This is a genomic window from Flagellimonas meishanensis, assembly GCF_019880545.1.
Taxonomy (GTDB): Bacteria; Bacteroidota; Bacteroidia; order Flavobacteriales; family Flavobacteriaceae; genus Flagellimonas; species Flagellimonas meishanensis.
In genome coordinates this window covers 934404-947334 of sequence record NZ_JAINVW010000003.1, presented here as the reverse complement: position 1 = coordinate 947334, position 12931 = coordinate 934404, and the positions used below count along the sequence as shown (strand labels likewise).

The 12931-nt window shown below is 43.5% G+C and carries 13 protein-coding genes; 5 read left to right on the top strand and 8 right to left on the bottom strand.

Going from position 1 to position 12931, the window contains the following annotated elements; genetic code table 11:
- Positions 1-4 precede the first annotated feature (4 nt).
- The gene (locus K7G75_RS12280; protein ID WP_222984537.1) at positions 5-202 is read left to right on the top strand and encodes a hypothetical protein; all 198 of its coding nucleotides are present in this window, start codon (positions 5-7) and stop codon (positions 200-202) included.
- Between the two features lie 45 nt (positions 203-247).
- On the opposite strand, the gene K7G75_RS12275 is transcribed toward K7G75_RS12280, so the two are convergent.
- Both K7G75_RS12275 and K7G75_RS12270 read right to left on the bottom strand, forming a co-directional pair.
- A complete protein-coding gene (locus tag K7G75_RS12275; RefSeq protein WP_222984536.1) occupies positions 248-1189 on the bottom strand; it encodes a hydrogen peroxide-inducible genes activator in 942 nt (313 codons plus the stop codon).
- A 125-nt stretch (positions 1190-1314) separates the two neighbouring features.
- Positions 1315-1734 carry a DUF2141 domain-containing protein gene (locus tag K7G75_RS12270; protein WP_222984535.1) on the bottom strand — a complete coding sequence of 140 codons (420 nt, stop codon included), beginning with the start codon at positions 1732-1734 and terminating at the stop codon, positions 1315-1317.
- Positions 1735-1941: 207 nt separating this feature from the next.
- On the opposite strand from K7G75_RS12270, the gene K7G75_RS12265 reads away from it, so the two are divergent.
- Entirely contained in the window at positions 1942-4101 is a 2160-nt protein-coding gene (locus tag K7G75_RS12265; protein WP_222984534.1) for a TonB-dependent receptor, read from the top strand.
- Between the two features lie 3 nt (positions 4102-4104).
- Here the strand turns inward: K7G75_RS12265 and K7G75_RS12260 are convergent, their stop codons facing one another.
- Positions 4105-4527 carry a DoxX family protein gene (locus K7G75_RS12260; RefSeq protein ID WP_222984533.1) on the bottom strand — a complete coding sequence of 141 codons (423 nt, stop codon included), beginning with the start codon at positions 4525-4527 and terminating at the stop codon, positions 4105-4107.
- 175 nt (positions 4528-4702) lie between these two features.
- On the bottom strand, positions 4703-5179 hold the full coding sequence (locus K7G75_RS12255; RefSeq protein ID WP_222984532.1) for a GNAT family N-acetyltransferase: 477 nt from the start codon (positions 5177-5179) through the stop codon (positions 4703-4705).
- A gap of 305 nt (positions 5180-5484) precedes the next feature.
- On the opposite strand from K7G75_RS12255, the gene K7G75_RS12250 reads away from it, so the two are divergent.
- Complete coding sequence (locus K7G75_RS12250) at positions 5485-7260, top strand: PorP/SprF family type IX secretion system membrane protein (RefSeq protein WP_222984531.1); 1776 nt, start codon at positions 5485-5487, stop codon at positions 7258-7260.
- Positions 7261-7270: 10 nt separating this feature from the next.
- Here K7G75_RS12250 and K7G75_RS12245 read toward each other — a convergent pair whose 3' ends face one another.
- The 4 genes from K7G75_RS12245 to K7G75_RS12230 form a co-directional block, all read right to left on the bottom strand.
- Positions 7271-7882, bottom strand: coding sequence for an FMN-binding negative transcriptional regulator (locus tag K7G75_RS12245; RefSeq protein WP_222984530.1), 612 nt, complete (start codon positions 7880-7882; stop codon positions 7271-7273).
- Positions 7883-8036: 154 nt separating this feature from the next.
- Positions 8037-8909 (bottom strand): DUF4382 domain-containing protein, encoded by an 873-nt coding sequence (locus K7G75_RS12240; protein ID WP_262420344.1) that lies wholly within the window; start codon positions 8907-8909, stop codon positions 8037-8039.
- Positions 8910-9130: 221 nt separating this feature from the next.
- Entirely contained in the window at positions 9131-9892 is a 762-nt protein-coding gene (locus K7G75_RS12235; RefSeq protein ID WP_262420343.1) for a hypothetical protein, read from the bottom strand.
- Between the two features lie 33 nt (positions 9893-9925).
- Entirely contained in the window at positions 9926-10441 is a 516-nt protein-coding gene (locus K7G75_RS12230; RefSeq protein WP_222984528.1) for a nuclear transport factor 2 family protein, read from the bottom strand.
- Between the two features lie 515 nt (positions 10442-10956).
- Here K7G75_RS12230 and K7G75_RS12225 point away from each other — a divergent pair.
- Complete coding sequence (locus K7G75_RS12225) at positions 10957-11580, top strand: hypothetical protein (protein WP_222984527.1); 624 nt, start codon at positions 10957-10959, stop codon at positions 11578-11580.
- Positions 11573-12919 carry a 2TM domain-containing protein gene (locus tag K7G75_RS12220; RefSeq protein WP_313777837.1) on the top strand — a complete coding sequence of 449 codons (1347 nt, stop codon included), beginning with the start codon at positions 11573-11575 and terminating at the stop codon, positions 12917-12919. Before K7G75_RS12225 ends, K7G75_RS12220 begins: the two co-directional genes overlap by 8 nt.
- Positions 12920-12931 lie beyond the last annotated feature (12 nt).

The following is a 12931-nucleotide window of genomic DNA, read 5'->3' as shown; positions in this document are numbered from 1 at the left end:
TCCCATGCCCAGAGCTATGTTAGATTACACCAAAACCGTACTTCAGAAAGTTAGTTTTGATGCCAAACTCTTCGCGAAAGAATTGAAGAAAGCTGTTTCACGGTTGTTACCTGATGAAATAGAAGAACTTAAGATCTGGCTTCGGTATTTTATCGTTGATAAGCCAGAATTGCAGCCCACGCTGCTGCTTTTGAAAGCATGAATATCCAGGGTCACTTTTTAGTGGCCCTTTTTATTTGCGAGTCCGCTAATTTTTTGACAATGGGCTGATGATTTTCACATCCTGAAAGGCTATTGCACCGCGTACAATGCTGGAAATGACTTCTTTCAGCGCTTCGGTAATTTGAATCTTCAGCTCGCTTTTGTGGTAGATCAGGCTAATTTCCCGAGCCGGAGATGGATTGTCAAATGGTTTTAGGAATGCTTTTTTACCGGATTCAAGTTGTAGGGTGTTCAGGTAGGGCAAAAGGGTCATGCCCATGCCTTCGTCCGCCAAACTGACCAAAGTTTCAAAACTGCCACTTTCAATCCTGAACTGTTCGCCATTATTGTTTTTGGGCGACTGGCATAGATTGATGACACCATCCCGAAAACAATGCCCGTCTTGCAAGAGCAGGATGTCGTTCAAATTCAAATGCTCGGTGGTCAATGATTTTTCCCCGGAAAGGCGATGGTTTTTTGGCACATAACCCACAAAAGGCTCATAGTACAATGGGCGCTCCTTGATAAACTCTATCTCCAAGGGCGTGGCCGCAATGCCAGCATCCAGATGGCCATCCAAAATGTTACGGATCATTACGTCGGTGGGCTGTTCCTTGATAATAAGGTTCACTTTCGGATATTTCTTGATGAAGGTGTTCAGGAACATGGGGAGCAAGGTCGGCATAACCGTTGGGATTATTCCCAGGGTATAGTCCCCACCAATAAACCCTTTGTCCTGATCCACAATATCTTTGATGCGTTCCGCTTCGGCAACGATATTTTTGGCCTGGGCCACAATTTTTTTTCCAACCTCCGTAATGGATATGGGCTTTTTGCTACGGTCAAAGATGAGTACGTCGAGTTCATCCTCCAATTTTTGCACCTGCATGCTCAGCGTAGGTTGGGTAACAAAACTTTTTTCAGCGGCCAGCGTAAAATTCCTATACTCGGCCACAGCAAGCACATATTGAAGTTGGGTAATGGTCATAAACAATAAGTTTGAAATATAAAAATATGAAAAACCATCAATAAATCTTATAGTTAGTAAATGTTTTTTGAGAAAATAAAAAAGCCCGCGAGAAGCAGGCTTTTCGATTAGAGGAAGACGAACTTTTAGAACCGAATGCTGAGCTCCAGATCCTCTTGCGCGACCTCAAACTTTGCTATTTCAAAGTTAGGCGGGCCATAAGCAGCTTTGTTTCCGGAAAGTCCATAGCTTTCCTTGGGCATGCCATTATCCTCGTAATCCATTCTGTTGTTCGTATTGGCATCATGAAGGGCCATAATGGCATACATGCCCGGTGCAACACCACTAAAGGTAAATGTCACCGTGCCATTTTCAATAGTGTGCGCCATGTTTTGGATTCCCGGACCTTTCATAAAAGTATCCTCAGTGTGCAAGCTGGCCAAGACCTGACCTTCATCACTGGTTACATTGTCAATGGTAACCTTAATTTGGATTCCTTCGTTTTCTTGGGCATATCCCATTAGACCTGCCAACATAAGTGTCAATGATAGTACTACAGTTTTCATAATGTATTTTTTAATTTGATTATGGTCCCAAAATTGGTCCGGCAGCCTTCACGAAAGAAATCTTCATGACCGAATTGTAGTTTTTTTACACTGAATTGTACTGCAAGAAAACGAGATTCAATTCATCCTTTAAAATGGACAATTCAGTATTTCCTTTTAGTTCTTCAAAAGATGATGGGGCAATTTTGATCCATCAAAAAAGTGGTCATGAAACACCTAGTATTTTGGAGCAGCTTATTTTTTGTTATCAACCTACACGCCCAAACGGACATATCCGGATTGGTGACCGATATGAAGGGAAACTCCATTGCAGGTGCGAATGTGTACCTGGAGGGCACTTATGATGGTGCCTCCACCGATGAAAATGGATATTTTAGTTTTGCGACCACCGAAACAGGGACCCAAACTTTGGTGGTTTCCATGCTTTCCTACGAACCCCATTACGAGTTGGGTGACGTGAATTACCTCAATGCCTTGAAAATTGCTTTGGTGGAATCCATCAACACGTTGACGGGGGTTACATTGACCGCAGGAACTTTTGAGGCCGGCGACAATTCCAAAGTTTCTGTGCTGAAACCCTTGGACATCGTGACCACGGCTGGTGCTGTGGGCGATTTTGTGGGAGCGTTGCAAACCTTGCCGGGCACCACCACGGTCAATGAGGATGGTCGACTGTTTGTGCGAGGTGGGGATGCCAGTGAGACCCAAGTATTTGTGGATGGACTCAGGGTTTTTCAACCTTTCAATGCGACCGCCAACAACATTCCCACACGCGGTAGATTTTCCCCATTTTTGTTCAAGGGGATTACCTTCAGCACAGGCGGGTATTCCGCCGAGTACGGCCAAGCCCTATCCAGCGTACTCTTGTTGAATACCTCGGATGTGCCCGTTCAGGAAAAAACCGATGTTTCTGCCATGTCGGTAGGAGCGGGTTTGGGCCATACCAAGATTTGGGGAGATCAATCGTTGAGCTTGAACACCTCATATATCAACTTGGCGCCTTATGAAAGTCTGATTCCATCCACACAGGGTGTTCGTTGGAACAGCCCCTATGAATCCATATCGGGCGAAGCCGTTTTCAGGAGCAAGGGTGACCGAAGCATGTTCAAATTTTACACGGCTTTCAATCATGCGGAATTGGATATAGAACAAGAGGATATCAACTTTGTTGATTTTGTCCGATTTCAATTGACGAATGATAACCTATATGTCAACAGCTCCTACAAACATTTCTTTGAAAATGACTGGAGCATGACCGTTGGAGCTTCGGTTACTTGGGACACCAACGACATTGTGCTGCTTGGGGACACCATAGAAACCCGGGAAACGGCAATGCATGCCAAAGTGAAGTTGCACAAAAGTTTCAGCAGCAGATTGGAACTGGACATGGGCAGCGAACTTTTTGTTGTCGACTACGAGGATACCCTTTTCTCATCCGAAGGGCAGCTTTTTGGGAGTGGTTTCAACGATGAACTGTGGGCGGGATTTGCCGAGACCAACATTTTTTTCAACAACCAATTGGCCATGAAGGTGGGGACAAGGGGAGAATACAGCTCACTTTTGGCCAATTTCACTATTTCTCCCCGTGTTTCGCTGGCCTACAAGCCTGGGGAAAAAGGTCAGTTTTCCTTGGCCTATGGTGATTTTTACCAAAACCCCAGAAATGAAGTGCTCAAATTTGATGAAACACCGGTATCTGAAAGAACATCGCACTATATCCTTAATTATCAATACTTGGATAATGGAAAGACGTTCAGGGCGGAGGCGTATTTCAAGGACTACCACAATTTGGTGAAGCATGATACACAGCAGCCCCAATTCAATTCGATTTTTGACAATAATGGGTCTGGCTATGCCACCGGATTGGATATTTTTTGGAGGGACAATAAAAGTGTAAAAAACCTGGACTATTGGCTTTCCTATTCCTATCTGGACACAGAAAGAGACTTCAGGGATTTTACGGAGAGGGCAACGCCAAACTTTGCACCGAGGCACAATGCTTCGCTGGTAACCAAATATTGGGTGGATGATTTACGGTCCCAAGTGGGATTTTCCTATTCCTTTGCCTCCGGCAGGCCATACAATAACCCGAACACGCCCGAATTTATGGCAGAAAAAACAAAGGCGTTCAACAGCTTGAGCTTTAACTGGGCCTATCTTATAGACCAGCAAAAAATCCTTTATTTTTCTGTGAATAATGTGTTGGGGTTCAATAACGTCAACAATTACCAATACGCCGATGTGCCCAATGCCAATGGCATTTTTGACCGCAGGGCCATTAGGCCCGCAGCGGATAGTTTTTTCTTTGTGGGTTTCTTTTGGACCATTAGTTCCGATGGCAAAAGCAACCAGTTGGACAATCTGTAGACCCTATTTTTGCATCTTCAGATAGTAATCTGCCGAGTGTTTGCCGGAACCATAGACAATAAAGAAAATACAGACCATAAAAGCCACTAGAGCCATAATCAAATTGACCGTGTTCATCTCACCGAGGAAATTTGTGAGAATCGCACCCAACAAAATGGGCAGCTGTGCAATGGAGGCCCAGCGGGTCAACAAGCCCACCACAATCAAAAATCCACCTACAAAATGTGCAGGGGCGATGTAATGTAAAATGATCATACCACCCGGCATGTCCTCAAATGGTGCCGCCATGACCATCATTTGCTCATGGTTCGACATAAATTCTACGCCTTTAACAAATAGAAAAACGCCGAAGGCCACCCGGAGCAAATCCAAAGGATAATATGTGTGGGCATTTGCCCATTTGTTCAAATTTTTAACTGTTCCCATGATACCCAAATTTAATAACCCTATCTTAAGGTACTCATTTTTAGTGATATATAAATACTTTTCCCATCTTTTTTGTGTAGATGCACAGAATGAATAACCTTATCGAATCCCAGGAAATATCGATTCCCGGTGTTTTGTGGTATATGTGATGAATGGGAAAAAGTTCTTCGGAAGGTTACTTGCCCATATCCAACTCCATTTGGATATCACTGCGTTCGTAGGGTGATTTGGCTCCTACCATTTCCACAAAGCCCAGTTTTAGGTACAGATTGATGGCAGGTTTCAAGATTCGGTTGCTTTCCAGATAGAGTTTTGTGCAACCAAGGCTCTTGGCCTTTGCTATTATGTGGTTTCCCAGTAATTTGCCAATACCTTTACCCTGTGCTTTCGGAGAGACACCCATTTTGGCCAATTCAAATTGGAACCCTTCGCGATCGCTGGGAATAAGGGCACAGACTCCCACAGCCTCGTCGTTCCATAGGGCTATGGCAATATAGCCTCCCTTGTCGAGGATGTATTCCTTAGGTCGGTTCAGGGAGATATGGTCCATCTCCTCCATCTTGAAGTATTTGACAATCCATTCCTCGTTCAATGCCTTAAAAGCCCCGCCATATTCCTCAGAGAAGGGTACAATTTTCACACTATTGTTCATGACCAATTTAGTATGCGAACATCCTATCAAAATTAATGCAAATGAAAAGCAGGACAAATAAAAATTTATTGGAAAAAAGGGCGAATCGATGAAATGGAAAGTCAAGTTGGCCTTTGGGAGGATTTTATACCCTAATTTTTTGCGCCGTTCAACGAGTAAATTGGGATTTTAGCGAGAATTGCCGTAAAATTATAATGAAATATTGAAAATCTCTTTATAAGTATCCCAAATCTTACTAATGAGTTTAATTAAAATACACATACCTGTCCCCTGCAGGTCGGTTAACCTACAAAAAGTTCTCGGCTATGGAAATAAAACTACCCCTATTCCAAAAATTCTTAATAGCTTATAATGCCCGCTGGATTCTCTTATTGATAGCGGTGAGCCTGTTTCTGTGCAATATGTCCTCCGCACAGGAAAACAATCCGTATGTGAGCTACAATGTACCATTTCAAAATCTGTTGAAATTCAATCGGTTCTTGATCAACCCTACATTTTCGGTGGTCAGGGAGGACAAATCCTATGTAAACCTGTTCCACAGAAGCCAAAGTGCCAGCTTTGACAATAACAATCAAAACTATTTTTTGAGTTATAGTGGCAGATTGAATGAAAGAATTGGGCTCGGATTGAGTCTTTATAATCAGCAGGAAGGAATCATATCCAACCTCGGCGTTATGGCAAATTATGCCCACGGCATTCGGCTGGGGCAGAAGAGCAGCCTTACCTTTGGGGTCAATATTCCCTATTATGTGAGCAATTTTGATCCGGATAGGGCAGTGGCTTTGGATGATGATCCCTTGCTAAATGATGCCACGCAGACATCGATCATTTCCTTGCAACCGGGAATAAACCTTTCCGTAGGAAAATTTGACTTTGGGCTATTTGCGCAAAACTTGGTGGATTACAATCTCAACACAGGGAAATCCCTGACCGAGTTGAACGAGAAGACCTTTTCCGGTCACATCCAATTTGCCCATGAGTTTGAGAATGGTGCTGGTATTTTGGAAGATGGGAGGTTATTGCCTTTGGCAAGGGCCCGATTTGAAGCCAACCAAGACCCCATTTTCGGTGGCGGACTGATTCTTGACTTGCCCAAGCTGGGTTGGATACAGGGAGGATATGACCAATTTTATGGAGCCTCCGCGGGGACGGGATTCAACCTGAACCGAAGACTTTCCTTTGGGTACAACTTTGAAAAGAACATAAGCAGCGATCTTACCAATCTGGGTGTCACCCATGAGGTGTCCATAGCGTATACGTTTATACCCAATCTGTCCAAGAACGTGATGATAGTTGCAGATACGAACACAGACCCTAAGCCAATCCAGGGAACTTTTGGTGCAGATACAAAGGACCAAAAAATTGAAAAAAAGGACAGGTTGGATGCCAAGACCACCTTGCGTCCCACAAACAAGGAAGATCTGGCATTTTGGGAAGCACAGATTGAAGAACTGAAAGCACAACAGCAGGATAACTATGCTGTGATCAATGAGCTGATCTTTAAGATGGATTCCCTTGAGGAACATAGGCAGAGGGATTTGGAAAAACGGTTCGAAATGGTCATGCGCATGGTAAAAAGGCACACCAACGATGAAAGTCCTGAAATTGAAGCGAAGGCCCAAAAACTATATTTGGCAAAGAATGAAGATCTTGACTCCATTTACAACAAGATGGAGACCGATCGGGTGGCCTCCAACGATTCCCCAACGCTAAAACAGGAAGAAAAAGCACACACCAAGGGAACCTTCACCGGGGGCGACTACATGCCCATTGAACGTTTCATCAATTTGGATGGGGTAGGTAAAGGACATTATATAGTTGCCAATGTGTTCAAGAACGAAAAGTACCTTAAAAACTTTATGGCCAAGCTCAAGTCGCAGGGGTTGGATGCCAGGTATTTCAAGAACCCGGATAATGGTCTCAACTACGTGTACTTGGCCAAATACCAAAAAAATGAGGAAGCCTACGCAGCCTATCGTTCAAAAATGAAAGGCCAGTACACCGATGATATTTGGATCATGCACGTGGAGAATCCCAGATATTCAAATTGGGCAGATACCATGTTCCAGGACAATGAGTAAAAACCAGGTGTTATTTCTTGTTGTTGGCCATGTGATCTGCAATGGCCTGGCTAGAGGCATCATCTTTTTGCGATAATTCTGAAATTATCTTCGCATGGTCCTCCGTACGGGTCTGTGAAAGTTTATATGCGGCCTGAATGTCAGAAATTTGAATTCGGAAGCCCACAACACCTTTTACCTGTCGCAAGGTTTTCGGGGACATCTTCTCCAATGACACCGGATTTTTGGAGCCTTGCTCATAGTTGTCCACTAACCTGTGCAAGGATGCCATGGTTTCAGCCTCATTCAGTATAAGTATCTTTCCATACACATGCACAGCAATGTAGTTCCATGTTGGGACTTCTTCTTCCCGGTACCAAGAAGAAGAAACATAGGCATGCGGCCCATTGAAGATGCAAAGCACTTCGGGCGAATCTTGAAAATTATTCCATTGTGGATTGGCCTTGGCCATATGGCCCACAAGGACATCCTTACCATTTTCATCCTTTTCCAATTCCAAGGGGATGTGCGTGGCCCAGGGTTTTCCATCCACTTGGTTGATCAAAATTCCAAAACTGTTTTGTTTTATGAAACCTTTTACTTCATCCAGGTTTTCATTTTTATAATAATGGGGAATGTACATGTTACTGATTAAGATGAATGGCAATCCATTGAACCGACAAAGATATAAATACTACGGTTTTGCGGACCTGATTGTGCAGGATTGAAAAAACTTTCCGAAGGATGCAAAAAAAAGGCGGGAAAACTCCCGCCCATGTCATTTTTAAAAAAGCAAATTATCCCTCTGGGTCCAGAATGAAGTCCTGGGTTGTTTTGTTTCCAGCAACGATTTCCACATCCATCATTTCGCTGTCAACGAACCCATTTAAAGACGCGAACACTTTATAGCTGCCTGCATCAAGTCCCATAATCATATAATTCCCATCAGCATCTGTTACTCCTGAAGTAACAGGCGCATCGTTAATATCGAAAACGGAAATTTGTGCATTTTCCAGCGGTACATTGGCCTCTTCTTCCAAGGTGGTAACGGTTCCATATAATGTTCCCGCGGTGGAGAGATTGCTCACTTTGATCACAGGTTTAAAATTGAAACCGTTGATGCCATCCACTGTTTTCGTGTTGCCCTTGGCAACAAAGGAACGGCTCACATCAAAGTCCAAGAGAAGATCGCTGCTGATTCCCCCGGCAATGGTAAGGGCGGGGGCGATGAAAATTTTGATTCCTGTTTGGGCCCCACTGGGTACTTTAAGGTCAAAGGTCCTTCCGTCGGTCAACACCACGTTGATTCCACGCACGTATACGCGAATCAAATCATAAGTGCCGACCGGAACTTCCACATCGGCCAATTGTTCGGTCGTGCCGTTGGTCAAATCGAGCAGGTTAACAGGAACTTCCTGCTCCATTAAGGTTATGAATTCGGAACCTTCATTTTCGTCATCCATGGATTCTTCATCCTGATTGGCTTCACCATCCGCAAGTCTTGCATCCACTTTGAACACAGTTACATTGGCCTCGGCCACTAAATCAAATGGAAAAGGGGCATCGGTAAGTTGCAAGGTCAGTCTTCCAGTATCGGAAGTGCCATTGTTGTCCTCGGAACAATTTGTAAATGCCAACAGAAAAAAACTGGCAATAAATAAGAACTTCATTTTCATAGTATGGGGTTTTATTTGATAAACTAATGGGAGCAAATATGGCAAATATGACCTCAAAACTATAGCTTCTATGTTTTTTTTCGATGAAATACAGGGCAGAAGCACTTGATAATCAGAAGTAAATGATTTTACCTTGTCCTGTTTTGGAGATTTAGCTTCAAATGAAAAAAGGCCCTTTTTAAGGGCCTTTCTGCTTTTTTTTTGACAATTATTTTTTAATTGTTTGGACCAGGCACATCGCCAGTTGCCCCGCTAAGGTCTTTTCTGAAAACCCAGAGTTCCGCAGAATCACCATGAGTGGTATCATCCAGATCCTTTAAGAATTCTGGAAAACTTCCGGCACCGTGCACTTCCTCATACCACTGTGGGAACATGTCATCTCTTCCCATCCAAGCTGATTGGTCAAAAAAGTCCACCCAGACCATATCTTGTCCATCCATATTGTTAAGCTCATTGAAATAAACGCCCCATTGATGATCCGGATCTTTGGTCTTGAACACTTTGTGCACACGATCTAAAACGGACATCATTTCCCTGTACTTGAACCTTTTGACATCTATCATGAAGATTGAAAGGTTTTTCAAGCTGAAATCCTTGGTGAAATTGGAGTATTTTAAGCTGTTTTTCCAATAGGTGGTCTCCATTTCTGGAAGGGCATTGGCAGCTACTTTTTCATTCCAGTGTTTGGTGTGGGCCTCATCATAGTTGTTCGCCTCGTCCATCGCCGCCCAAGCGGTTGGCCCCAAGCTCCAAATATATTTACCGGAATTTTTCCCGCTTGTCACCCAAAAAACGCTTACCTGGCTTGCTCCCGGGCCATGATAGGTTTTGTTGTGTTCGGCAATTCCCATCTCAAAGGCCGCAATTTTTTCCGGATGCGGGGTCATCATAACGTTCATAAAAATAGGCGCCTGCTGGCTCTCTTGCCCCCACATTAAAAAGGGAATCAATGATAATGTAATCAGTACTTTTTTCATTTTTACAGTTTTAGGTTGATATTTAGTTAGTGATTATTCTGTTTGTTCCTCTTCGGCCATTTTGGCTTCCATTTCAATTTTTTGTAGCTCTAAAACCACCGTGGTGGGATCCCAATAACCGTGTTCCCTCACTATTTTTCCATCTACAAATTGAAAGGTCAGGTGTATTGGGATATCGATTTCTTTACCGTTGGCGGCCAAAGTTCCTTTCCAATCCAGCCAAGAGTTCACCCAAGTCTCCCCTTTATCGGTAATAACCATTTCATACTCTTGGTGCGAACCGCCAAATCCTCGGGAGATATAGTTGGTATCTGAATCCTTATGGAAATCCATGGCCTCGTTGGCGCTCATCGGATTGTCCTTGGTATTGTAATACGTCTTGGAGGTATCGGCATACATACTGGTATCGTAGTTTTTGCTATCGTAATTGGAAATAAGTTGCTTGACCGTTTCAATTTCGGGTGAATTCTGGGTATACCTCACAGGGGCTTGTTGACAGGCACTTAACACTAACACCAACAGGGTGCATTGAAGAATCATTTTTTTCATTGTTTTATGGATTTAAGGTTGATTTCTATAGAAATAGACTACAATTCGGGAACTGATGGTTTAGCCGGATTACTGGATAACGAAATCAGTCATATTTGAAATGTCGGGCAACAACTTGCTAAATTTCAAATACCATATACCATCCTCAACTGCAAGTAAGGGTCTATTATGAGCGGGAAACTAACCGAAGATATTTTGAAGCGATGATATGCTTAGTTATCGGCTTTCTAATATAGTAAAAATCTGAAAATGAATTATTTAAAAAGGCAATAATGTTAAAATTGTTAATAAAAACCTGATGCACGCTCCCTTTTCTTACAGAAATGCAGGCCTTTTCACCAAAAAAGAAACAAAAAATGGAATAGGTTTAGAAACCGGGCCATTATCAAAAGGGTTTTGGGTGTCGCCCGGCACAGTTCATCCCTTAAAATATACAGTTCGGTAATTACTTATTTGTCAACCGGTAGATGGTGCACATCTTTGCTCCAGAACAATCGAACAAAAACAGAACAGTCATGAAAAAATGTATCGCGTTGGCCTTTTTGGCCGTGTCCAGCATCGCATTGGCACAAGATCGCTATAGCCAGGGAATGCAAAAGGCCTTTCAACTATGGAAAGACCAAAAAGTGGTGGAGGCATCCAACCTTTTTGAACGGATTGCAATGGCGGAACCCGATAACTGGCTACCCCATTACTACGTAACGCAGCTGAACACCCTAATCTCCTTTGGCGAAAAGGACAAGGAAAAATTGACCAGACAATTGGAAAAGGCCAAGGAGTTTTTGGATTTATCCAAGGCCATATCTCCCGATAACCCTGAGCTCTTGGTGCAGGAGGCCATGATCAATACGGCATGGATCTCATTTGATGGGGCCACTTATGGAATGACATTGTCCCCATTGAACGCACAGCTGTACCAGCAGGCGTTGGCCCTTGCACCTGAAAATCCCAGGGTGGTTTTCTCAAAGGCTGAGTGGGATATGGGCAGTGCCCGCTATTTTGGGAAGGATACCACACCATATTGCAAGGATGTGGAACGGGCACTGGAACTTTTTGCTAATTTTAGCGTTGATACACCTTTTTATCCTTCATGGGGCAAGGAACGTGCAGAAATGGTTTATAAACAGTGCGGTGATTAGGAAAACAACAACATATCTGGTAAAGTTATTATTGGTTGCCATTGCCATTGGATTGGTTTTGGCAATCATTTTCAATGGATTGGAGGCCCTTTCCGGCGAGCCGATCATCTTCGATGGGAGTTTCCTCCGAGAAGTGGGGTACTATATTTTTTATTCTGTGGTACTTACGTTTCTCAATAGCTTATATTTTGATTACCTGAACCATAAAGTGGTTTGGAAGAAATATGCCAAATATCGATTATGGATCACGGGTTTGGGAGGTGTGGCCATTACCATGTTGGGCATCCTATGGATCCGCATCACCACCAATATCGGATTTGAGGGCGAAAGTTGGGAAGAGTTTGTGGATGGGGAAAGACCCATTTTCTATGTAGTGGCACTTTTGATAACCATTGTGGTGACCGTTTTTTTCCATGCTTTCTATTTTTATAAAAGTTGGCAGGAGAAAAAGGTCAAGGAGCAAAAGATCATTGCCGGCTCGGCCTCTGCCCGCTTCGATGCCCTGAAGAATCAATTGGATCCCCATTTTTTGTTCAACAGCCTAAATGTGCTCACCAGTTTGATCGAGGAAGAACCCGAGCAGGCCCAAAAATTCACCACTTCCCTGTCCAAAGTGTATCGGTATGTACTGGAGCAGAAAAACAAGGATCTGGTCACGGTGGATGAGGAGCTCAATTTTGCCAGGACCTATGTCCGCTTGCTAAAAATGCGTTTTGAGGACAGTATAGTTTTCGATATTCCTGAAAATTGCTCCAATCCCGAGGCCAAGATTGTGCCACTTTCCCTGCAGTTGCTTTTGGAAAATGCCGTTAAGCACAATATTGTCACGGCTTCAAAACCACTCTATTTAAAGGTTTATGAGGAGGATGGAATGCTAATAGTCAGTAACAATCTGCAGGAGAAGCAAGTGGTGAAAAAAAGCAGTGGCGTGGGGCTGCAGAACATAAGGCAACGCTACAACATTTTGACCGACAGGGAAGTGACGATAAACAAAACACCCAGCCAGTTCAGTGTGGGGCTGCCCATGCTGACCAAGCAGATTTCCGTTATGGAAACCCAACAAAGTTATATAGAAGAGAAAAGATACCTGAAGGCAAAGGAAAGGGTAAAGAACATCAAAGATTTTTACAGCAATTTGATTGCCTATTGTATTGTGATTCCCTTTTTGTGGTGGCTCAATCTAAGGACCACAGATTTCTTGTGGGCTTTTTTCCCCACATTGGGTTGGGGATTTGGGGTGCTTGCACATGGCATGGAGGCCTTTGGTTACAATCCATTGTGGGGCAAACGTTGGGAAGAGCGGAAAATCCAGGAATTGATGGACAAGGATGGTTTTTAGGGAACAATGGTA